Genomic DNA, 18808 nt, shown 5'->3' with positions numbered 1-18808 from the left:
TCACCCATGCAGACACCAATGCACCCGGCCTTCCAAGAGAAGGTGGACATGCTCAATGCGCTTCTGGCGCGCACCCGGGAGGCACGTGACGAGGCATTTGCCAAGATCGGCAAGGGCGCGCCGCGCTATCAAGCCTCGGGAAAAGGCAAAGTTTGGGATGTGGTCGAAATCGCCACCGGCGCCAAGCAAGGCTTCGCGTTCACCTACCAAACAGCCATGCGTTTTGTGGATGCGATGGAGGCAGGTGCAGCGACAAAGCGGGGTGGCCTGCAGTGAATGGCACGCTAATCCCCGACCATCGTGAAGCGGTGCTGGCGCAGCTCAACGCGAGCATCGATAGCTTCTTCCTGGAAGGTGGAAGCGTGCAGACCTTGCCAGGCAGCCAGTACGTGCCACACCGGCCGCGCCGTGAACTGGAACCAGTACGAGCTCCAGCGGAGCCGCCGCTGAGTAAGCGAGTGGCCAAGCGGCTCGAGCACCTTGCAGCGATTCGGGCTTTAGCCCAGACCATGACCTACGCCCAAGCAATGGCTCATACAGGGCTTTCGCAATCAGCACTGGTCCGCGCTGCTGCAGCCGGCAAGTTCAAGTTTCAGCCCGACCCGAACTGGGGCAAGGGCAACCAGGGCAAAAAGCTCAGCGATCCCGCAGAAGACAGGGCCAAGGCTGAACAGATCGTTGCATATCGCAACGTCGGGATGACCCGGGCTGACGTTGTTCGCGAGCTGCAGATCTCCTTTAAGCAACTCAGCCGTCTTCTCCGGGACTTCGGCATCAGCTTCCCAACCACCGCCGAAAAGCGAGCAACAAGACAAGCATGAAACGCATCACCGCGCGCGTCCGGCACGGCCGGCGCCAGCAGCACATCAATCTGCCGCCCATCGGCTTGGTGCAGCGAGATCAGTCTTTGTCTCTATCGCTGGAAACAGCAATTCCACATGCTGCGGCGGTTAGTCTGTTCAAGGAGCGGACGGAACCAGCAAGCGCTCCCGAGATTGACTCGCCATACCGCTCCAATCCCTTAGTAGCGAGGCAGTCAATAAGTTGGGCGACTTCTGTCAGCTCAAGCTCGATCACATAGTCGTATTCACCACTCGCGTCCGAATGTCTAACTTTGCGATGGCCTACCGTAACAACTGGATCCGGGCCCTTGATCGAAGTTCCGGGTGTCTGGATTCCAGGCGAAATCCCTAAAACTGGCGCCTTCGGCTTTTTCGCCTTCAGCCGAGTCCATCCTTCTTTTCGGTTAGCGCCTTGCCTATGAATTTCCATTGTTCCCTCGCTGGCCGGCCCCATGCCGGTCACCCGTAATACCCCATCCCAAACCAAATTGCCACCATGCCGCATCCGGCCACGGAGGGCGGCGCATGCATGGAGAAAGCCATGGACAAGAACACCAAGATCCTCATCGCCGAGATCCCGGGCGAATGGACCGAGCGCACCCGCTCCGGCCACACGAACATCTGGAATGGCAAGGATCATGATCGTCCGCATCGTAACGGCCTGCCCGAGGTGAAGCTTGAGCCGCCAGAGAAGGGTTTGTATGCCGAACGCATCGACGGCGCCTGGTATTGGGTCTCCGGTTGCAATAAGTGCAACGGTGAAGCGGGCAAGTGGAGCTACATCGTCTGCGACGCGCACAACGTATGCAGCTGCTGCGGAACTCACCGCTCCCAGTTGACGGACATCCCATGGGGTACACGAGATGGGTTCAACTGCAAGCCTTGCCAGGAGCGTCTGGACGCTGCTGCCAAAGCAGGGGCCCTGGCCAAGTTTGCTGAAGCGGAGTACGACGACTCAGACTTCGAGTATCAGGACGACTGCAAGTGTCCGCATTGCGCCTCAGTCATGCACATCGAAACCGAGGACTACGGCGACAAAACGATGGCCTGCGACGTGTGCGATGGCCAATTCGAGCTGACCCTCAACTACGAGATCACCTTCAGCACAAAGGTCATCGGCGAGCGCGTTACGGCCTGACCCTCCGGCGCTGCCCGCAAACGAAAACGCCGCCTGATGAGGCGGCGCTGGATGACGAAGAACCGACGTTACCAGGTCTTCGGCTCTGACTTCTTGTACGAACCACCAGTCATGCACTTCTCGACCAGATCTTCGCGAGCCTTGTTGTCTGGAAGCGTTTTCAGGTAATCGGGCTGGCAGTGTTCAGTAGTCGGCTCGTAGGCGGCAGTGTCGGCGGCGTCTTCTTTGCAGCCGGCAAGTCCTGTAGTGACCGCCGCCGTGAGCATAAAGGCAAGCGAGCGCATCATGGCTTGAAACCTTGATCTGGGGTCTTTGGAGGCGGGATGTCCCAGAGCTTGTCGCTAGAATCCTGCTGGGCCTTGGCTTTTTCCTCGGCTTCTGACTCGAAGCATCCGCTGAGCATTACGGAACTGACCAATGCCAGCATGGCGAGTGCAATAGAGCGCTTCATGGCGTGAAGCCCTCGTCCTTGCTCCGGTCTGGCTTGGGGATGTTCCAGAGCTTTTCGCCGGCCGCCGGCTTTTCAGTCTCGGAATCCCAGCAGCCGCTAAGCGACAGCGCAGTGATAGCTACAAGAATTGCTCCAATGATGGTGCGTTTCATGAGGTTCCTTCCTGTGAAATGGCCGGGCGTTATAGCAAAGATCCACACCTCCCGCAAAACGTGGCGCTGTGCCATCAGTCAGCGCCTTCCCCTATTCAACGATAACGCCTCCCCGGCGAGGGCGGCGCCTGCACGCAAGGACCACAACATGACCGAACAACAGCACGACGAGAGCAAGCTAGAGCGAGTCATCCGCAAGATTAAGCGCTGCCTGGCCCTCTCGAAAAGCTCGAACGAGAACGAGGCGGCCACGGCAATGCGCCAGGCCCAAGCGCTGATGCGAGAGTACCGCCTCACCGAGCTGGATGTCCGCCTGAGCGATGTGGATGAAGTCCAGTCGGAGAAGTTCAGGGCGAACCGCCGGCCAACCTGGGATCGACACCTAAGCGGGGTCGTGGCCAGGGTGTTTGGATGCCGACCGCTCTCGTATCGCCACTGGTGCGCCACCTCCGGACGCATGGTGGAGCGGACCTTGTTTATCGGCGTAACACCAGCACCCCAGATCGCGATGTACGCCTACGAAACCCTGCTTGCCAAGCTGACGCAGGACCGGCGCGACTATGTGGCACGGGTCCGGTCCGGCAAGAGCCGCAGCGCCTACTCGCCAGAGACTGCCGGCGATCACTTCGCAATCGCTTGGGTTTCAGTTGTGCACGGCAAGATCCATGAGTTGGTGCCCCGCGGCGAGGAAGATCCAGCCATCGAACAGCACTCCAATGGGCGCGACCTCGTCACGGTGGAGAGTCAGGACAATGCACTGATCGAGCAGTACCTGGCCGGTCGGGAAATCGGCAAGCCACGCAAAGCGCGCCCTATCGAGCTCGACATGGCAGCCCAGATCGCTGGGACGCTCGCCGGGCAGCATGTCGAGCTCAACGCTGGGCTGGCCTCGGGCGGGCAGGATCAGTACAGGCTGGAAAGCGCATGACTATCAACCGCGGCCTGACCGAAGACATCGACTGCTTCTGCGGGGACTAGCCTTTCAGGCTGCTGATGCGTTCGCAGATAGCGTCGTAAGCCTCATAGAAATAGTACTTGGGCAGAAACTCTGTCTCCCGAAAATCCGCAATTCTACGCTCTCGATCAGGCCTGAAGGTTGCGAGAAAGGGGTCGTTCTGAGCGATTACGATTTCTGGTTGCGCGTAGTCGTCGAACTGGCTTCCAGTGATGTCTATGATCGTTCCGCTCAAGTCGAGCCATACGTGCGAACCAAGCTCGCCCTTTTTCCCGCCATTTCGCCCATGAACTCTCAGCGCGCCTGGATAACCTTGTTCAGATAGGTACGCGGCCAACAGCAAAGATGAATCATCGCATGAGGCGTGCGGGAAATTCTTGGTAATGCTGACTCCGAACCAGTGACCCTCTTCGACTAGTTGTTTCAGCGCCGACCGAAACTCAGCAACCACAACGCCCAATTCTCGCTGACTCACAACCACCTCCATTCGATATGCGGCGAACTATAACCGCGAGGTATCCCCATGCCCACAGAAAACCGATCCAGCAACACCGAACTGAGCAAGATCGTCACCGAAGCCCTTGTCGGCATGGTTTCCGGCGTCACCGGTATGAAGCCGCCACCTGGTGAGCCCTTGCCTGGTTTCATACAAGCGCCGATTGATCGCGCAGTTACGCGCATCTCCGGCCTTCTTGCACAGCCGGTCCAGCAGCCCCACCCCGAGCCAATAGCCTGGATGGTTGATACTGCCATCTGGTGGACCAAAGAAGAGGCAGAGAGGGATTCGGCGGCGGCCGGGCTGCCGATTGTCCCTGTTGGGCCGTTGGTATCCATCCCTGACGGATACTGCCTGATGCCCAAGCGGCTCACCGCCGAAAACGGCGCCAAGGCACTGCTACTAGGTGAGTTCAAGCTGGAGGTCACCCAGGAATGCCCGGAATGCCGCGAACTGGATGAGCCGGTAGAAGGCTGCGAGATCTGCGATGGCGAGGGTGAGTACGGCCAGCGCCACATGATCCCCTGGGACAAAATCAAATTCATCTACAGCGAGGCCGTGAAGGGTCTCGCTCTCCAGCCGAACAACGCCCGGTAGCGAAATCCTGATCGGAGCACATTTGTACTCCACCCAGCTTTAATCCCTTTCCCCTCTATTCACTGCCGCGATATGGCGGCCAAGGAATCGTCATGCCTGAAGAAATCAAGCTGATCCAGCCGGCGCCGGTCGTGCGCGACGAATACGGAATGTTCCAGCACCCTGACCTCCCTGACTTCGAGGAGGGTGACGCCGACAAGTGCAAAGCCTGGATTGCTGAGCAGGGCCTGGAGGTCGGCAAGGTCAGCCTGGAATACGCCGACGAGGCCATTGCTGATCGGTATTTCGAAAGCCACGACCCTGACTGCAGCTACTGGGAACCATACCGGCCCGATGGCGATGGCTGGTTCTGCCTGGCAATCCACGATACCGACGACGGTCCGGTGTGCTGGTGGGGTCGCCGAGTGGTGAAGCCATGACCCGCCTCGCCCTCTGCCTCCTGCTGCTGGCCACCGGCGCCAGCGCAGCCCCATTGCCACGGTACGTCGAGCGGATCCACGACAGCGAGCGTGCTGTCACCTGCTGGGTAGCCAGCGCAGGCATGGGGATCGGCATCAGCTGCATCCCCGACAGCCAGCTGCAGGCCGGCAACGAGCGCCAGCTCTCCCCGCACGAAACCCAACCCGAACCTACACCCGCTCTGGCGCCTGGGCGCTGGATTGATGAGAGGTATCAGCTGTGAAGATCGGAAAGCTTTTTCTTGGAGTGAACTGGTGCTACGGCGGCAAGGAAGAGGCGGTGGTCGCCAGCTGGAGCCTGAAGTGCGGCTACTGGCGCTGGGCAATCTGGTGGCGAAAGCCAAAGAAGGTTCTGTGCCTTCCGGCCTTCGGGCCATCCATGGCGGCAGGCACCAAGTACTTCGTGGGCCATGGCCACTTCGGCGCCTGGGCGCGGCTTCCGCTGATCGGTTCGTTGTCCATATCAACCCAGCCGCCCTACCCGGCGCAGGTGCAGCCATGACCGACCTGATCGAAGTGAGGACCGCACACCTGACCGGCGAGGCGCTGGGCTGGGCCGTTGGCAAAGCCGAAGGGCTGAACCTTGAACTGGTCCCGCCGCAGTACGGCAACCCCTGGCGGGTGTTCGCCCGGTACCAGGGCCAGGCCGTCGAGCACACCAAACGCTACAACCCGTGGGAAGACTGGGCGCTGGGCGGACCACTGGCGGTGAAGTATCAGGTGTCGCTCATCCCGGAAGCACATGAAGGGCCCGAGGGCACTGAAATGTCGGAGCGCTGGCGGGCCAGCGTTTACTACAAGGCAGGCGAGCACTACGGCACGGACTATTGCGACACCGCCCTGATTGCTGCGAGCCAGGCAGTAGTCGCCACTGAGTTCGGCGATACCGTCCAAGTGCCCAAGGAGCTGCTGTCATGCCCAAACTGATCAAAGTGCACACCTGCGACCTGGCTGGAAAGGCGTTGCTCTGGGCTGTCGAGATGGTCGACGGACCGATCCCGCCGCCGGCCGGCCAACTGCAACTGCCACTCAGCGGCCAGGCCATCGACGACGCGACCGGCGAGTACCTCATCGAAAAGCACAGCATCTGGATTGACTGCGGCTACAGCTGGCCCTGGCTGGCCTGCGTGTCAGGTCACCCACTGGACCGCCAGCCCGGTGATACGCGGGCCGAAGCTGCAGCCCGGGCGGTCGTGCACCACGCCCGCGGCGAAACCATCAAAGTACCGAGGGAGCTATGCCAATGATCCTGCCCCTGATGTACATGGCCCACCTGATCTACAGGGGGCCGCGATGAGCAAGAACTGCAACACCTGCAAATGGCTGGAGTGGGTTGACGGTGAAAGCGAGTCGGACACCGGCTTCACATGCAACAAGCGCCACCAGCAGATGTGGGCCGACGGCCGCGAGCAAGAGCTGCTCGACAACCTGGAGCGCGACGATTACCGCGCGCGCTACAAACGCTGCTTCGAACCAGAAGCCTAACCCCCCCCAACTACTCAAGCTCGCCGACATGCGCGGGCGAGGATCTGTCATGCCTAAAGCATTGCTTCGCGAAGTCGCCATGGATTGCATTTCCGACATGGCCCAGCACTTGCCGACCGACTGCGAACTGTTCGTCATCGCCTGCCGCCCCGGCAAAGCTGATTATGATCTGGTCCTGCCGTCGCCCGAGGCGAACCTGAACAACGTCCTCGATGCGCTGCGGCGCCCAGGCCTGAGCATCGATGGCGCCAATATCTACAAAGAGGCCGTATGCGACTTGGCCATCGGCGCCATGGCGATGGGCAAGCAGAACAACAACCCACCACCCGAAGGTCACTGGGGCGAGCGGTTCTGGGATATCGGCCGGGCCGAGGGCCAGCAGCGCGATGACCTAGTGGCGGCTCTTGAGCATCTGGTTACCGTGACCACTCCTGATGCCAATGGCCAGATCGGGGCGAAGGAAGAACACCTGGCCGCCCTGGAAAATGCCCGCGCAATGATCCGGCTGCACCGCGCCTGACCACCAACCTGCCGCCACCGGCGGCGTGGAGACCATCCCATGGAAACCGAAATCCTTTCGGACGAAGAGCTGGTGGCGATCACCGGCTACAAACCCCGGGCGTGGCAGCGCCGTTGGCTCACAGAAAAAGGCTGGCACTTTGTCGAGAGCCGCGGCGGCCGGCCACTGGTTGGCCGCCAGTACGCCCGCCAGAAGCTCAGCGGCGTGGTGATTGACACCGTGCCGGTCGCTGCCGCCCCTCCACCAGCGCCCGCCTGGACCCCTGATTTTTCCCGAGTGAAGTGAAATGCGCCCAAGGAAGACTGAAAATCGCGACCTGCCACCAGGCATGTATCGCCGCAAGAGACAAAAAGCTAATGGCAAGGTGTGGGAGGCCCTGTACTACAGAGACAAGTCTGGCAAGGATATCTTTCTCGGCAATGACCTGGTGAAGGCCAAGTTGAAGTGGGCGGAACTGGAGGCCAAGTCGGTGCCGAAGGAACTGACCACTATGAGGGGAATTTTCGACGAGTACCTGCTAAAGATCATCCCGGGCAAGGCCGCCAGGACCCAAAAAGACAACATCTACGAGCTCAAGCAGTTGCGCGCCGTGTTCGACTCGGCGCCGATTGACGCCATCACGCCAGCGATGATCGCCCAGTACCGCGACTCGCGGTCGGCGAAGACCAGGGCGAACAGGGAAATCGCCCTGCTCTCTCACGTATTCAACACGGCCAGGGAATGGGGGCTCACCACCCGGGACAACCCGTGCCTGGGCGTGAGAAAGAACAAGGAGAAACCTCGCGACTTCTACGCCAACGAAACAGTTTGGCAGGCGGTGTATGAGGAGGCTCCACCGGAGCTGAAGGATGCGATGGACCTCGCGTACCTGACTGGCCAACGGCCGTCGGACGTGCTGTCCATGCGAAAGGACGATATGGAGGGGATCTACCTGCTGGTAAGCCAAGGTAAAACCGGCAAGCGACTGAGGATCGTCTTGGAGATGGACGGGGTGAAGAACAGCCTGGGCCAACTGCTCGAGCGAATCATGCGCAGGACCAGCGAGCACCTGTCGCCGTTCTTCATCGTCAATGAGCACGGCAAGCGCATGAGCTGGCCGATGCTGCGCAACCGATGGGCAGACGCCCGAGAGGATGCCAGGGTCAAGGCCGAGGCCGAGAAGAAGCCCGACTTGGCCAATCGAATCGCCCAGTTCCAGTTCCGCGACATCCGGCCGAAGGCGGCATCGGAGATCAACGACCTGAGCGAAGCAAGCGTGCTGCTTGGGCACTCGAAAGAGGGAATCACCGAACGCGTTTACCGGCGCGTCGGCGCCATCGCCAAGCCTTCAAAATGATGAAGTTTTGGGACTGGCATCAATTAGTTTTGGGACTTCGGTCTTTTCTTGCGTCCAAAGAAAAACCCCGCAGATGTTAATCTGCGGGGCTTTCGAATGTGGAGGCCGAGGTCGGAATCGAACCGGCGTAGACGGATTTGCAATCCGGAGCATAACCACTTTGCTACTCGGCCTCAAAGTTCGGATCTAGTTGCTTGCGCTTCTATCTCCTTGAAACGTAGAACCTTTTTCAAAGTTTGCTGCGTTTCGATGGGCGCCATTATGTCTGCATTCCGCCAACCTTGCAACCCCCTGAACAGAAAAAATATTCAAGGGGTTCAAGGTGTTAGCGCAAGCGGCCAAGTTTGCTCCACAACCCCACCACGGCGTTCTCCACCGCACCGCTCGCCGCCATGCCGATTCGCTCCTGCAAGCTTTTGCGTTCGGCATAGTGCACATGGAACAGGTTAGCGTTGCGAGCACGCTCGCTGAGGTACTCGTCGCTGGTCTGCAACTGGTCCACCAGCTTGCGGTTTAGCGCAGCAACACCCAGCCAGACTTCGCCGGTGGCCACTTCGTCGATGTGCAACTGCGGGCGGTAGCGGGCGACGAAGTCCTTGAACAGCTGGTGGGTGATGTCCAGGTCTTCCTGGAACTTCTCGCGGCCCTTCTCGGTGTTCTCGCCGAACACGGTCAGGGTGCGCTTGTACTCGCCGGCAGTCAGCACTTCGAAATCGATATTGTGCTTTTTCAGCAGACGGTTGACGTTCGGCAACTGCGCGACCACGCCGATCGAACCGAGCACGGCAAACGGCGCACTGACGATTTTCTCGCCGATACAGGCCATCATGTAACCACCGCTGGCGGCCACCTTGTCGATGCACACGGTCAGCGGGATGCCGGCCTGGCGGATACGCGCCAGTTGCGAGGCCGCAAGGCCGTAGCTGTGTACCAGGCCGCCACCGCTTTCCAGGCGCAGCACCACTTCGTCACGTGGCGTGGCGAGGGTCAGCAGTGCCGTGATTTCGTTGCGCAGGCTTTCGGTGGCGGACGCCTTGATGTCGCCATCGAAGTCGAGCACGAACACCCGGCCTTTCTCTTCGGCCTTGCCTTTTTTCTGCTGTTTTTCCGCTTTGGCCTGCTGCTTGCGCAGGGCTTTGAGCTGGGCCTTGTCGAGCAAGCCGGATTCCAGCCGCTCGCGCAGCTCTTTATAGAACTCGTTGAGACGGGTGACCTGCAACTGCCCGCCAGCCTTGCGCCGCCCCTTGCCGCGCAAGCCGGCGATGGCAGACAGCACCACCAGGATGGCAATCACCAGGGTGGCGGTTTTAGCGAGAAAGCTTGCGTATTCGGCAAGAAACTCCACGTTGACTCCTTATGAACCTGCGCCTGTACGGCGCGAAACTGTAGCAAGCATACCGGTGCGCCCGTGGCGCTGCCAGCTGCGGTAAACGCTGGCAACACAGTTCAAACGACCTTTTCAAACGCTTGTATGTTTTTCGTTGACAGCCCGTGTGGCGCATCCTAACCTCGCAGCAACCTTCAAGCGGCCGGATACCTTCGTGGGCAACCTCTACCTCATCCGACATGGCCAAGCCTCATTCGGTGCCGACGACTATGACGTCCTGTCGCCGGTGGGTGTGCGGCAAAGCCAGGCACTGGGTGAACACCTCGCCCGGCTGGACCTGCGCCTGGACCGATGCGTGGCGGGTGACCTGCGCCGCCAGCAAGACACTGCGCGGCTGGCACTGAAGGCACTGCAGGGTAATGGCTGCGCGGTGCCCGCCATTGAGACCGACCCTGCGTTCAATGAGTTCGATGCCGACGGTGTTATCCGTGCCCTGCTGCCCGGCCTGCTGGCCGAAGAGCCGCAGGCCCTGCACATCCTGCGCAATGGCGCGCAGAACCGCAGCGAATTCCAGCGCCTGTTCGCCCTGATGGTGCAGCGCTGGCACGCCGGCGAACATGCCGACGACGGCCTGGAAACCTGGCAGGCGTTTACCGCGCGGGTGCAGGCCGGGTTGCAACGTGTGCTGGACAGCGCCGGCAGTGGCGACAACATCGCGGTATTCACCTCGGGAGGCACCATTGCCGCCCTGCTTCACCTGACTACTGGAATTACCCCCAGCCAGGCCTTCGCGCTGAACTGGCAGATCATCAACACGTCGCTCAGCCAGCTGAAGTTCCGCGGCCGTGACGTGGCACTGGCTTCCTTCAATAACCAGGCCCATGTGCAGTTGTTGAAGGTGCCGGAGCTCATTACCTTTAGATGAGCCCGGCCTGTTGTGTCCCTGTTAGGGACGTGAAATCACTCAATAAGGAATGCGCCATGACCTCCGTAGCTGATGCCGTGAAAAAGATGCAAGAGAAGTTCAATCCGTCTGCAGCCGAAGGCCTTGACCTGGTGTTCGGCTTCGACATCACCGACGAAGGCAAGAAATACGCCCTGATCGTCAAGGACGGTACCTGCGACCTGCAGGAAGGCGAGAACCCGGACGCCAACTGCACCCTGGTCATGGACAGCGAAACCCTCAAAGGCATCGTCAGTGGCGAGACCGACGGCATGCAGGCGTTCATGGGCGGCAAGCTGCGCGTTGAAGGCGACATGATGCTGTCGATGAAGCTCAGCGAGCTGTTCCCTTCCTGAGTGATGGGCGCACCGCGCGAGACGAAAACCGAAGCCTGACCGGCTTCGGTTTTTTTTTTGCCCGCCAGTGTGCATTCGGTGCAGTGATCGGCCGGCAACACCCAAACCTATATGGCACCTGGCACGCTTGTACCAGCGCATCGAGGCCATTAGATTAGCCAATAATCCTTGCGATCGATAATAAGGTAAACGCATGACGCTCACCGACCAGTCCACCCAGGTACGCCCCGGCGAAGAACTCGATGCGGCCGTCATCGACCCTTACCTCAAGGCCAATATCGCGGGCCTTGAAGGCGCACCGCGCATCAGCCAGTTCCCCGGGGGGGCCTCCAACCTGACCTACCTGGTCGCTTACCCAGACCGTGAGTTCGTGCTGCGGCGCCCGCCTTTTGGCCAGAAAGCCAAGTCGGCCCACGACATGGGCCGTGAGTTCCGCATCCTCAACCAGCTCAACAGCGGCTTCCCTTACTGCCCCAAGGCCTACACCCACTGCACCGATGAAACCCTGATCGGCGGCGAGTTCTATGTAATGGAGCGGGTAAACGGCATCATCCTGCGTTCGGACATTCCCGCCGAACTGAACCTGGATGCCACCCGTACCGAGGCCCTGTGCAAAAGCTTCATCGACCGCCTGGTAGAGCTGCACCAGGTCGACTACCAAAGCTGCGGCCTCGCCGACCTGGGCAAGCCTGAAGGCTACGTGCAGCGCCAGATCGAAGGCTGGACCGGCCGCTACGAAAAGGCCCTGACACCCGATGCGCCGCGCTGGGAGCAGGTCATTGCCTGGCTGCGTGAAAAGATGCCGGCCGACCACCCTCGCCCAGGCATCGTGCACAACGACTACCGCTTCGATAACGTGATCCTCGATGCTGAAAACCCCATGCGCATCATTGGCGTGCTGGACTGGGAGATGGCCACGATCGGCGACCCACTGATGGACCTGGGCAACAGCCTGGCCTACTGGATCGAGGCAGGCGACCCGGCGCCGGTGCAATTGATGCGACGCCAGCCGAGCAATGCCCCCGGCATGCTGACCCGCCGCCAGTTCGTCGATTACTACGCCGAGCGTGCGGGCATACGCCTGGACAACTTCGATTACTACTATTGCTATGGCCTGTTCCGCCTGGCGGGCATCGTGCAGCAGATCTACTACCGCTTCTACCACGGCCAGACCCAGGACAAGCGCTTCGCCCAGTTCATCCACATGAACCGGCTGCTGGAGCAGATGAGCTTGCAGGTAATGGCCAAGTCCACGCTCTGACGACAGACAACAAGGAAAACAGCATGTCCAAGACCCACCTGTTCGACCTCGATGGCAAGATCGCTTTCGTCTCCGGCGCCAGCCGTGGCATTGGCGAAGCCATCGCGCACCTGCTGGCCCAGCAAGGCGCCCATGTGATCGTTTCCAGCCGCAAGCTGGAGGGCTGTCAGCAGGTGGCCGATGCGATCATCGCCGCAGGCGGCAAGGCCACTGCAGTGGCCTGCCACATCGGTGAACTGGAACAGATCCAGCAGGTGTTCGCCAGTATCCGCGAACAGTTCGGGCGCCTGGACGTGCTGGTCAACAACGCCGCCACCAACCCGCAGTTCTGCAATGTGCTGGATACAGACGCAGGTGCGTTCCAGAAGACCGTCGACGTCAATATCCGCGGCTATTTCTTCATGTCGGTCGAAGCCGGCAAGCTGATGCGTGAAAACGGCGCTGGCAGCATCATCAACGTGGCGTCGATCAATGGGGTTTCACCGGGCCACTTCCAAGGTATCTACTCGGTGACCAAGGCAGCGGTGATCAACATGACCAAGGTCTTCGCCAAGGAATGCGCGCAATTCGGCATCCGCTGCAATGCCTTGCTGCCGGGCCTGACCGACACCAAATTCGCGTCGGCGCTGGTGAAAAACGATGCAATCCTCAACGCCGCACTGCAGCAGATCCCACTCAAACGCGTGGCCGACCCCAAGGAAATGGCCGGCGCCGTGCTGTACCTGGCCAGCGATGCCTCCAGCTACACCACCGGCACCGCACTCAATGTCGACGGTGGTTACCTGTCCTGATCAGGCCTTGATCGCCTGCAGGGTGTAACTCAGCGGCAAGCGCTCGGGCGCCAGGCCCAGGCGCCATTCGCCGTCGGCGCCTTTGTCCATCTGCCCGGGTAACGCCTCCCAGGGGATGCTCTGGTGCTCGACCAAGGCCGCCAGTTGCAGCCCTTGCGCCAGCAAGGCACTGATGACTTCGCCCAGGCCGTGGTTCCACTCATGGGTTTCGGTCTGGGTGAGGCGTTGATCGCTGTCGACGTAGGTCTGGTCGCTGTGCCAAACCGTCGGTGCTTCTTGTTCGAAGTAGGGATACTCCAGTTGCAGCCGGTCCTGGTGGTCTTCATTGACGGCCATCAGCATCGGGTGCCCATCGCGCAGAAACAGCCGTCCGCCAGGTTTGAGCAAGGCCGCCACTGCACGGGCCCAAGGCTCGATGCGCGGTAGCCAGCACAATGCACCGATACCGGTGTAGACTAGGTCGAAGGTGCCTGCCTGCAGTGCCTGATCGGCCTGATAGACATCGGCTTCTACGTAGTCGATGGCCGTATTGCAACGCCCGGCAAGGCGCCGCGCCTGCATCAGCGAAGCTGCCGAATAGTCCAGGCCGCAGACCAGCGCGCCCAACCGCGCCAGCGACAAGGTGTCGGTGCCGATATGGCATTGCAGATGAGCTGTGCGCAGGCCTCGAATATCGCCAAGGCGTGGCAAGTCGAAGCGTACGGTCTCGGAAAGGTGCGCGGGCTGCTGGACCAGCAGCTCGACCTCGTAGTCCTTCGAGGCGGCATGCAGCGGCGCGCGCTCATCCCAGCTGGCGCGGTTGAGTTGATGCGATCGGTCCATGATTGTACGTCCTTGTTGTTTAGGTTGCGGTCCCCGGCCCCTTGGCGGGCTTGCCAGCGAGGCGCCGGCAAAGCCCCCAATAGCTCCAAGCGTTACAGGCAGGTGGCCGCCGCCGCCCGCCGCTGCAACGCCACACCGTCGTTCTTCTGCGCGTAGTAATCCACCCGCGTGCCACCCGCCTGCGGGTAGACATCCACGAACGATTCCGCTTCGCGGGTATACACCGTCAGCCCACCTTGCTTGCGCGACTCCAGATAGCCGCTAGCGTCATCCCCGAACACATCCTCTTTCTGCCAGCTGAACTGGATGCATTGGGCCACCAGCTCCGGCGCCTTTTGCGAATCGAGCTGTGCAGTCGGCTTGCCGCCACGGGCCGTATCCATGGCTGCAGAAGCGCAACCGACCAATACCAGCGCCGCAGCCATCGGCAGAATTGCTCGCATGTTCCATCCTCGGGGCAAAAAAGAAAGCGACTCTAGCACTGCGCAGCATTGCGAGTGAATTGTCACACGGGGGCTGTTGTCGCAGATAAGGCATGCCGCCAACAGGAGATTGTCATGAAAGTACCTCGTCTTTTGCCTTCACTGCTACTCGCCGCCCTGCCCTGCCTGCCAATGATGGCGTCAGCCGCACCCTCGGCTGAAGAGAGCGTTACCGCACCAGAAACTCACAACCGCGAACTCAAAGTGGGCGACAAGGCCCCCGACCAGTACAAACGCGACGACGAAGCCTTGACCGACTGGAAGGCCAAGGGCCTGCCAGCACCGGAGAAAGAAAGCCACTGGGTACGCATGGGCGACCACTATGTACTGGTGCAGATCACCAATGGCGTTGTGCTGGCCATCCACCCGGCGTCCTGACTCAACCGGCAGCGGTCAACGCCGCCATGTGCACCGTGTTGCGCCCGGCTGCCTTGGCCTGATACAGCGCCGCGTCAGCCTGGGCGAGCAGGCTCGCGGTAGTGTCGTGCGGGCCAGGCACGCCGCACCACAGCCCCACGCTGAAGCGCAGCGTGATCTGGCCACCGGCAAAGTGCGCCGGGCTGAGGGCAATGGCCTCCCTCAGGCCCTGCAAGGCTGCCATCGCGCCGTCACGATCGGTGCGTGGCAACAGCAGCAGAAACTCCTCCCCCCCATAGCGGCCAAGACTGTCGCCGTTGCGCAGGCGCTGCTCCAACTGACGCACGCAATGGCACAACACCTCGTCACCGGCCAAGTGCCCATACAGGTCATTGATACGCTTGAAATGGTCGAGGTCGATCATCGCCACGGCCAAGCTGCTGCGTTCGCCACGGGCGCGGTCCAGCTCGCAGGCAAAGCGCTCCAGAATCGCCCGCCGGTTGTAGGTACCCGTCAGCACATCGCGCAAGGCCAGGTGCTGCAGGCGTGATTCGCTGCGCTCCTTGGCCATCAGCACCAGGCCGATGGAGTACATCATCACCGTTACCGTACCGATGGCGACGGAAATGCTCTGCTTGAGGTTGCTGGTGTCGTAGCGCATTTCCACGGCCGTGCCATTGACCACTGCAAGCGCACGCATGCCCAGCCCGACCAGGCTGACAAGGGCGCCAATCTGCAGCAACAGGTGCGCCCTGCCCGGCCGTTCGACGTGGCGCCGCACCCAGTACAGGATCAACGTGCACTGCAGCATCAGCACCAGCGTCGCCAGCAGCATGCGCGGCTCCACGGTGTCGAGCAGCAGCATCAGGCCCACCAGCATGCAGGCGGGAATGATGAAGACCTGCCGCCACGGCACAGCCTGCTCGCGCACGCGAAACAGGCTGGCCGAATAGAAGGCCAGGGCCAGTGAAAGCAGGCTGTTGCCCACCCCGTAGCTGAACCACAGCGGGGCGTGCCCATAAACGGTGTAGCAAACGTAGGCCAACGCGTGGGCGAGCAAACCGCAAGCGGTAAGCCAGAGGTTGTCTTGGCGATTGGACTGGCCGACCAGCAACAGGCAGAACGCCAGGATGGTCGCGACCAGTGCAACGGCGGCGAACAGCGTGGGTGTATGGGCGATCATCATGATTCACCGTGTGGCAGATGGCCGTCTTCGTTGCGGCCTGTGCCAAGTCTAAGCGCCCAGCCGCAGTCGAGCCATGACCGAGCGGGACAGAACAGCAGCCGGCAGGCACGCCACTCGTCGTCACCGCGGCAAAAAATTGCCCGCCCAGGAAACCAAACGGATCGATCACAGTCTCAGCAAGTGTCCCGTAAACCTATGCGGATCAAGGACCTATATCGTGATGACCCGCCTTGCAAGCCTTTCTCTGATCGCCGCTTTTCTGTTGGTTGCCGGCTGCCACCATCATCGCTACCACGATGACGATGGCGGATGGCGCGATGGCGACCGTGATCACCGCCACCATCACCGGCATGACCGCGACGATGACGATCGCCGCTACCGTGACCGCGGCTATCGCTGACACGTCTTTGCAATCCACTCTTAACCTGATGATTCTTCGAGGCTCCCTATCATGCGTCTGACTTTGCCTTCCCTTGCCCTTGGCCTGCTGCTGTGCCAAGGCGCTTTCGCCGGTGACGGTACCGCCGCCATCGGCGGTGGCCTGGGTGGCGTCCTGGGTAATGTTGTCGGCCAACAGCTCGGCGGCAGCACTGGTGCAGCTGTCGGCGCAGGCCTTGGCGGTGCCGCCGGCAGCGCGGTGGCTGCGCGCAAGGGCAACCGCACCGAAGCCGCCATCGGTGGTGGCCTGGGCTCGGCAGGCGGTTCGCTGTTGGGCGGCAAGGTCGGCGGCTCGACCGGCTCGACCATCGGCGCCGGCCTGGGCGGCGCGGCAGGTGGTGCGATTGGCAACCACCTGGGTGACAACAACGGCAAGAAGCACCGCCGCCACCGTCACTGATTCAGCGCAGCCTCTGCAGGGGCCGGCTTGCCGGCTCCTGCATCGATCACCCAGTCTCCCGCTGCCTTAACAAGGCAAACCCTCTCCCCGCTGACCCTCATCAACACCCTCTTCACCACAAGCTGCCACACTGACTGCTACTGTCTTTCGTGCCCCCTTGAGTGAAGGAACACCCCCGCCCCATGAACCAGGAACTGCTCTGGGTCCTCGGCCTGCTGGCTGTCGTCATCGTGCTCTTTGTCATCAACCGACCACGCATGGACGTCGTCGCGCTGCTGGTGATTCTCGCCCTGCCACTGTCGGGCATCCTCACCGTGGAGCAGGCCCTGGCCGGCTTCAGCGACCCCAACGTGGTATTGATTGCTGCCTTGTTCGTGATCGGCGAAGGGCTGGTGCGTACCGGCATCGCTTATCGCATCGGCGAATGGATGAGCGACCGGGCAGGCAACAGCGAGGCGCGCCTGCTGGTGTTGCTGATGGTGTCAGTGGCCGGGCTGGGCTCGGTGATGAGTTCGACGGGCGTGGTCGCGATCTTCATCCCGGTGGTGCTGAGCATCGCTGCACGCCTGCAGATTTCGCCAAGCCGCCTGATGATGCCGCTGAGCTTCGCCGGCCTGATCAGTGGCATGCTCAGCCTGGTGGCCACACCACCCAACGTGGTGGTGCACAGCGAACTGGTACGCCAAGGCGAGCAAGGTTTCAGCTTCTTCAGTTTCACGCCGTTCGGCCTGGTGGTGCTGGTGCTGGGGATTGGCTACATGCTGCTGACACGCCACTGGCTCAACGGCGAAGTACGCAAGGACGGCCGGGTGGAGAGCCGCCGCACCCTGCTCGACCTGGTACTGGACTACAAGCTCAACGGCCGGGAGCGGCGGCTACGTATTCGGGCGCAATCGCCGTTGATCGGCCATACCCTCGGGGAGCTTGAGCTGCGCACCCGGCATGGCGCCAACGTGATCGGTATCGAGCGCCAGCACAAGTTCACCACGCGGGTGATCGCCGCCGATTCGAGCACCGTCCTGCAGCAGGGTGACGTGCTGCTGCTCGACCTGTTCGCCAATCGCGATGACCTGCGCAGCCTGTGTCAAACCATGCAACTGGAACCTCTTCATTTCAAGGCCGCTTATTTCATCGACCAGTCCCAGGAGTTGGGCATGGCCGAAGTGTCCCTGCCCCCCGGCTCGCAACTGATCGGCAAAAGCATCCTGGACCTTGCCTTTCGTACCCGCTACGGCCTCAACGTGGTTGGCTTGCGCCGTGAGCAGGCGGCGATCGACGAGCAACTGGTGGAAGAACCGCTGCGCCTTGGCGACACGCTGCTGGTCGTCGGCCCCTGGAAGGCGGTACGCCAGCTGCAAAGCCAGCCAAAGGACTTCCTGGTACTGAGCTTGCCTGCCGAGATCGACCAAGTGGCCCCGGCCCGTACCCGGGCACCCTATGCCCTGATCAGCCTGGCGGTGATGGTCGGGCTGATGGTCAGCGGCGTGGTACCCAATGTGATCGCCGCGTTGATCGGCTGCCTGCTGATGGGGGCCGGGCGCTGCATCGACATGAACAGCGCCTACCGCGCCGTTCACTGGCCAAGCCTGATATTGATCGTCGGCATGCTGCCCTTCGCCCAGGCGCTGCAGCAGACCGGGGGTATCGACCTAGCAGTGGGCGGGCTGGTCAGCCTGCTGGGCGCCGCCGGGCCGATCGCCATGCTCGCCTGCCTGTTCATGGTCACAGCGGTGATCGGCCTGTTCATCTCCAACACCGCCACCGCCGTACTGATGGCGCCCGTTGCCATCAGCACGGCAACACAGCTGGGCCTCTCGCCCTATCCGTTCGCCATGACTGTGGCCTTGGCGGCATCCGCGGCGTTCATGACCCCGGTTTCCTCACCGGTGAATACCTTGGTGCTCGGCCCGGGCCAGTACCGCTTTGCCGACTTCGTCAAGGTGGGCGTGCCCTTCACAGTGCTGGTGATGCTGGTGACGGTACTGATGGTGCCATGGTTCCACGGTTTATGACGC

30 protein-coding genes and 1 tRNA gene are annotated in these 18808 nt (G+C 61.4%); 22 read left to right on the top strand and 9 right to left on the bottom strand.

Going from position 1 to position 18808, the window contains the following annotated elements:
• Nucleotides 1–6: 6 nt before the first annotated feature.
• From IWW33_RS20750 to IWW33_RS20740, 3 genes are all read left to right on the top strand, one after another.
• Nucleotides 7–276 carry a hypothetical protein gene (locus IWW33_RS20750; RefSeq protein WP_196914349.1) on the top strand — a complete coding sequence of 90 codons (270 nt, stop codon included), beginning with the start codon at nt 7–9 and terminating at the stop codon, nt 274–276.
• Nucleotides 273–821: a hypothetical protein gene (locus IWW33_RS20745; protein WP_196914348.1), complete on the top strand. Its 549-nt coding sequence runs from the start codon at nt 273–275 to the stop codon at nt 819–821. The genes IWW33_RS20750 and IWW33_RS20745 overlap by 4 nt, the downstream gene beginning before the upstream one ends.
• 562 nt (nt 822–1383) lie before the next feature.
• Nucleotides 1384–1980, top strand: a complete 597-nt coding sequence (locus IWW33_RS20740) for a hypothetical protein (protein ID WP_196914347.1) — start codon at nt 1384–1386, stop codon at nt 1978–1980.
• A gap of 68 nt (nt 1981–2048) precedes the next feature.
• Here the strand turns inward: IWW33_RS20740 and trbK are convergent, their stop codons facing one another.
• From trbK to IWW33_RS20725, 3 genes are read right to left on the bottom strand one after another with little or no spacing between them, the layout of a single operon-like run.
• Nucleotides 2049–2267 carry an entry exclusion lipoprotein TrbK gene (gene trbK / locus IWW33_RS20735; protein ID WP_125922946.1) on the bottom strand — a complete coding sequence of 73 codons (219 nt, stop codon included), beginning with the start codon at nt 2265–2267 and terminating at the stop codon, nt 2049–2051.
• Nucleotides 2264–2431: a hypothetical protein gene (locus tag IWW33_RS20730; RefSeq protein WP_158621122.1), complete on the bottom strand. Its 168-nt coding sequence runs from the start codon at nt 2429–2431 to the stop codon at nt 2264–2266. The genes trbK and IWW33_RS20730 overlap by 4 nt, the downstream gene beginning before the upstream one ends.
• Entirely contained in the window at nt 2428–2583 is a 156-nt protein-coding gene (locus tag IWW33_RS20725; RefSeq protein WP_158621121.1) for a hypothetical protein, read from the bottom strand. The genes IWW33_RS20730 and IWW33_RS20725 overlap by 4 nt, the downstream gene beginning before the upstream one ends.
• Nucleotides 2584–2731: 148 nt before the next feature.
• Here IWW33_RS20725 and IWW33_RS20720 point away from each other — a divergent pair, with 148 nt between their 5' ends.
• Nucleotides 2732–3511 (top strand): DUF2786 domain-containing protein, encoded by a 780-nt coding sequence (locus tag IWW33_RS20720; protein ID WP_196914346.1) that lies wholly within the window; start codon nt 2732–2734, stop codon nt 3509–3511.
• A 46-nt stretch (nt 3512–3557) separates the two neighbouring features.
• Here IWW33_RS20720 and IWW33_RS20715 read toward each other — a convergent pair whose 3' ends face one another.
• On the bottom strand, nt 3558–4013 hold the full coding sequence (locus tag IWW33_RS20715; RefSeq protein WP_196914345.1) for a hypothetical protein: 456 nt from the start codon (nt 4011–4013) through the stop codon (nt 3558–3560).
• A 48-nt stretch (nt 4014–4061) separates the two neighbouring features.
• On the opposite strand from IWW33_RS20715, the gene IWW33_RS20710 reads away from it, so the two are divergent.
• The 10 genes from IWW33_RS20710 (at nt 4062) to IWW33_RS20665 (ending at nt 8430) form a co-directional block, all read left to right on the top strand.
• A complete protein-coding gene (locus IWW33_RS20710; protein WP_196914459.1) occupies nt 4062–4631 on the top strand; it encodes a hypothetical protein in 570 nt (189 codons plus the stop codon).
• A gap of 92 nt (nt 4632–4723) precedes the next feature.
• A complete protein-coding gene (locus IWW33_RS20705) occupies nt 4724–5050 on the top strand; it encodes a hypothetical protein (RefSeq protein ID WP_196914344.1) in 327 nt (108 codons plus the stop codon).
• Nucleotides 5047–5313, top strand: a complete 267-nt coding sequence (locus IWW33_RS20700; protein WP_196914343.1) for a hypothetical protein — start codon at nt 5047–5049, stop codon at nt 5311–5313. The genes IWW33_RS20705 and IWW33_RS20700 overlap by 4 nt, the downstream gene beginning before the upstream one ends.
• A complete protein-coding gene (locus IWW33_RS20695) occupies nt 5310–5591 on the top strand; it encodes a hypothetical protein (RefSeq protein WP_196914342.1) in 282 nt (93 codons plus the stop codon). The genes IWW33_RS20700 and IWW33_RS20695 overlap by 4 nt, the downstream gene beginning before the upstream one ends.
• Nucleotides 5588–6016, top strand: coding sequence for a DUF2591 domain-containing protein (locus IWW33_RS20690; protein ID WP_196914341.1), 429 nt, complete (start codon nt 5588–5590; stop codon nt 6014–6016). The genes IWW33_RS20695 and IWW33_RS20690 overlap by 4 nt, the downstream gene beginning before the upstream one ends.
• On the top strand, nt 6004–6336 hold the full coding sequence (locus IWW33_RS20685) for a hypothetical protein (RefSeq protein ID WP_196914340.1): 333 nt from the start codon (nt 6004–6006) through the stop codon (nt 6334–6336). The genes IWW33_RS20690 and IWW33_RS20685 overlap by 13 nt, the downstream gene beginning before the upstream one ends.
• Before the next feature lie 46 nt (nt 6337–6382).
• The gene (locus tag IWW33_RS20680) at nt 6383–6574 is read left to right on the top strand and encodes a hypothetical protein (protein ID WP_028698342.1); all 192 of its coding nucleotides are present in this window, start codon (nt 6383–6385) and stop codon (nt 6572–6574) included.
• A gap of 49 nt (nt 6575–6623) precedes the next feature.
• Nucleotides 6624–7094 (top strand): hypothetical protein, encoded by a 471-nt coding sequence (locus IWW33_RS20675; protein ID WP_196914339.1) that lies wholly within the window; start codon nt 6624–6626, stop codon nt 7092–7094.
• A gap of 39 nt (nt 7095–7133) precedes the next feature.
• Nucleotides 7134–7379, top strand: a complete 246-nt coding sequence (locus IWW33_RS20670; RefSeq protein WP_003251051.1) for a DUF4224 domain-containing protein — start codon at nt 7134–7136, stop codon at nt 7377–7379.
• 1 nt (nt 7380) lies between these two features.
• A complete protein-coding gene (locus IWW33_RS20665) occupies nt 7381–8430 on the top strand; it encodes a site-specific integrase (RefSeq protein WP_119687427.1) in 1050 nt (349 codons plus the stop codon).
• 99 nt (nt 8431–8529) lie between these two features.
• Here IWW33_RS20665 and IWW33_RS20660 read toward each other — a convergent pair.
• Together IWW33_RS20660 and sohB are read right to left on the bottom strand one after the other, a co-directional pair.
• Nucleotides 8530–8603 (bottom strand) — tRNA-Cys (locus IWW33_RS20660).
• 152 nt (nt 8604–8755) lie between these two features.
• Nucleotides 8756–9775, bottom strand: coding sequence for a protease SohB (sohB, locus tag IWW33_RS20655; RefSeq protein WP_039601983.1), 1020 nt, complete (start codon nt 9773–9775; stop codon nt 8756–8758).
• 196 nt (nt 9776–9971) lie between these two features.
• Here sohB and IWW33_RS20650 point away from each other — a divergent pair, with 196 nt between their 5' ends.
• The 4 genes from IWW33_RS20650 (at nt 9972) to IWW33_RS20635 (ending at nt 13108) form a co-directional block, all read left to right on the top strand.
• On the top strand, nt 9972–10682 hold the full coding sequence (locus IWW33_RS20650; RefSeq protein ID WP_119689069.1) for a histidine phosphatase family protein: 711 nt from the start codon (nt 9972–9974) through the stop codon (nt 10680–10682).
• 56 nt (nt 10683–10738) lie between these two features.
• A complete protein-coding gene (locus tag IWW33_RS20645; RefSeq protein WP_039601984.1) occupies nt 10739–11056 on the top strand; it encodes an SCP2 sterol-binding domain-containing protein in 318 nt (105 codons plus the stop codon).
• A 193-nt stretch (nt 11057–11249) separates the two neighbouring features.
• Entirely contained in the window at nt 11250–12317 is a 1068-nt protein-coding gene (locus IWW33_RS20640) for a phosphotransferase family protein (RefSeq protein WP_115274388.1), read from the top strand.
• 23 nt (nt 12318–12340) lie between these two features.
• Nucleotides 12341–13108 (top strand): SDR family oxidoreductase, encoded by a 768-nt coding sequence (locus tag IWW33_RS20635; RefSeq protein WP_046785720.1) that lies wholly within the window; start codon nt 12341–12343, stop codon nt 13106–13108.
• On the opposite strand, the gene IWW33_RS20630 is transcribed toward IWW33_RS20635, so the two are convergent.
• Together IWW33_RS20630 and IWW33_RS20625 are read right to left on the bottom strand one after the other, a co-directional pair.
• The gene (locus tag IWW33_RS20630) at nt 13109–13930 is read right to left on the bottom strand and encodes a class I SAM-dependent methyltransferase (RefSeq protein ID WP_196914338.1); all 822 of its coding nucleotides are present in this window, start codon (nt 13928–13930) and stop codon (nt 13109–13111) included. It lies immediately after the preceding gene.
• 92 nt (nt 13931–14022) lie between these two features.
• Nucleotides 14023–14373, bottom strand: a complete 351-nt coding sequence (locus IWW33_RS20625; RefSeq protein ID WP_012315062.1) for a hypothetical protein — start codon at nt 14371–14373, stop codon at nt 14023–14025.
• Nucleotides 14374–14487: 114 nt separating this feature from the next.
• Here IWW33_RS20625 and IWW33_RS20620 point away from each other — a divergent pair, with 114 nt between their 5' ends.
• Nucleotides 14488–14790 (top strand): RcnB family protein, encoded by a 303-nt coding sequence (locus IWW33_RS20620; protein WP_115274385.1) that lies wholly within the window; start codon nt 14488–14490, stop codon nt 14788–14790.
• Nucleotide 14791: 1 nt separating this feature from the next.
• Here IWW33_RS20620 and IWW33_RS20615 read toward each other — a convergent pair whose 3' ends face one another.
• Complete coding sequence (locus IWW33_RS20615) at nt 14792–15952, bottom strand: GGDEF domain-containing protein (RefSeq protein WP_119687428.1); 1161 nt, start codon at nt 15950–15952, stop codon at nt 14792–14794.
• Between the two features lie 223 nt (nt 15953–16175).
• Here IWW33_RS20615 and IWW33_RS20610 point away from each other — a divergent pair, with 223 nt between their 5' ends.
• The 3 genes from IWW33_RS20610 (at nt 16176) to IWW33_RS20600 (ending at nt 18805) form a co-directional block, all read left to right on the top strand.
• Entirely contained in the window at nt 16176–16355 is a 180-nt protein-coding gene (locus IWW33_RS20610) for a hypothetical protein (RefSeq protein WP_046785716.1), read from the top strand.
• 51 nt (nt 16356–16406) lie between these two features.
• Nucleotides 16407–16793 (top strand): glycine zipper domain-containing protein, encoded by a 387-nt coding sequence (locus IWW33_RS20605; protein ID WP_039604046.1) that lies wholly within the window; start codon nt 16407–16409, stop codon nt 16791–16793.
• Nucleotides 16794–16975: 182 nt separating this feature from the next.
• Entirely contained in the window at nt 16976–18805 is a 1830-nt protein-coding gene (locus IWW33_RS20600) for an SLC13 family permease (RefSeq protein ID WP_174142215.1), read from the top strand.
• Nucleotides 18806–18808 lie beyond the last annotated feature (3 nt).

The sequence above is a fragment of the Pseudomonas sp. M2 genome (genome assembly GCF_015751845.1).
GTDB lineage: Bacteria > Pseudomonadota > Gammaproteobacteria > Pseudomonadales > Pseudomonadaceae > Aquipseudomonas > Aquipseudomonas putida_E.
The sequence above is the reverse complement of the archived record's forward strand: the minus strand, read 5'-3'. Positions and strand labels throughout refer to the sequence as shown.

Coding starts and splice junctions, on each gene's coding strand:
- IWW33_RS20750 (WP_196914349.1), top strand. CDS start 7: ATGCAGACACCAATGCACCCGGCCTTCCAAGAGAAGGTGGACATGCTC.
- IWW33_RS20740 (WP_196914347.1), top strand. CDS start 1,384: ATGGACAAGAACACCAAGATCCTCATCGCCGAGATCCCGGGCGAATGG.
- trbK (WP_125922946.1), bottom strand. CDS start 2,267: ATGATGCGCTCGCTTGCCTTTATGCTCACGGCGGCGGTCACTACAGGA.
- IWW33_RS20730 (WP_158621122.1), bottom strand. CDS start 2,431: ATGAAGCGCTCTATTGCACTCGCCATGCTGGCATTGGTCAGTTCCGTA.
- IWW33_RS20725 (WP_158621121.1), bottom strand. CDS start 2,583: ATGAAACGCACCATCATTGGAGCAATTCTTGTAGCTATCACTGCGCTG.
- IWW33_RS20720 (WP_196914346.1), top strand. CDS start 2,732: ATGACCGAACAACAGCACGACGAGAGCAAGCTAGAGCGAGTCATCCGC.
- IWW33_RS20710 (WP_196914459.1), top strand. CDS start 4,062: ATGCCCACAGAAAACCGATCCAGCAACACCGAACTGAGCAAGATCGTC.
- IWW33_RS20705 (WP_196914344.1), top strand. CDS start 4,724: ATGCCTGAAGAAATCAAGCTGATCCAGCCGGCGCCGGTCGTGCGCGAC.
- IWW33_RS20700 (WP_196914343.1), top strand. CDS start 5,047: ATGACCCGCCTCGCCCTCTGCCTCCTGCTGCTGGCCACCGGCGCCAGC.
- IWW33_RS20690 (WP_196914341.1), top strand. CDS start 5,588: ATGACCGACCTGATCGAAGTGAGGACCGCACACCTGACCGGCGAGGCG.
- IWW33_RS20685 (WP_196914340.1), top strand. CDS start 6,004: ATGCCCAAACTGATCAAAGTGCACACCTGCGACCTGGCTGGAAAGGCG.
- IWW33_RS20680 (WP_028698342.1), top strand. CDS start 6,383: ATGAGCAAGAACTGCAACACCTGCAAATGGCTGGAGTGGGTTGACGGT.
- IWW33_RS20675 (WP_196914339.1), top strand. CDS start 6,624: ATGCCTAAAGCATTGCTTCGCGAAGTCGCCATGGATTGCATTTCCGAC.
- IWW33_RS20670 (WP_003251051.1), top strand. CDS start 7,134: ATGGAAACCGAAATCCTTTCGGACGAAGAGCTGGTGGCGATCACCGGC.
- IWW33_RS20665 (WP_119687427.1), top strand. CDS start 7,381: ATGCGCCCAAGGAAGACTGAAAATCGCGACCTGCCACCAGGCATGTAT.
- IWW33_RS20645 (WP_039601984.1), top strand. CDS start 10,739: ATGACCTCCGTAGCTGATGCCGTGAAAAAGATGCAAGAGAAGTTCAAT.
- IWW33_RS20640 (WP_115274388.1), top strand. CDS start 11,250: ATGACGCTCACCGACCAGTCCACCCAGGTACGCCCCGGCGAAGAACTC.
- IWW33_RS20635 (WP_046785720.1), top strand. CDS start 12,341: ATGTCCAAGACCCACCTGTTCGACCTCGATGGCAAGATCGCTTTCGTC.
- IWW33_RS20630 (WP_196914338.1), bottom strand. CDS start 13,930: ATGGACCGATCGCATCAACTCAACCGCGCCAGCTGGGATGAGCGCGCG.
- IWW33_RS20625 (WP_012315062.1), bottom strand. CDS start 14,373: ATGCGAGCAATTCTGCCGATGGCTGCGGCGCTGGTATTGGTCGGTTGC.
- IWW33_RS20620 (WP_115274385.1), top strand. CDS start 14,488: ATGAAAGTACCTCGTCTTTTGCCTTCACTGCTACTCGCCGCCCTGCCC.
- IWW33_RS20615 (WP_119687428.1), bottom strand. CDS start 15,952: ATGATCGCCCATACACCCACGCTGTTCGCCGCCGTTGCACTGGTCGCG.
- IWW33_RS20610 (WP_046785716.1), top strand. CDS start 16,176: ATGACCCGCCTTGCAAGCCTTTCTCTGATCGCCGCTTTTCTGTTGGTT.
- IWW33_RS20605 (WP_039604046.1), top strand. CDS start 16,407: ATGCGTCTGACTTTGCCTTCCCTTGCCCTTGGCCTGCTGCTGTGCCAA.
- IWW33_RS20600 (WP_174142215.1), top strand. CDS start 16,976: ATGAACCAGGAACTGCTCTGGGTCCTCGGCCTGCTGGCTGTCGTCATC.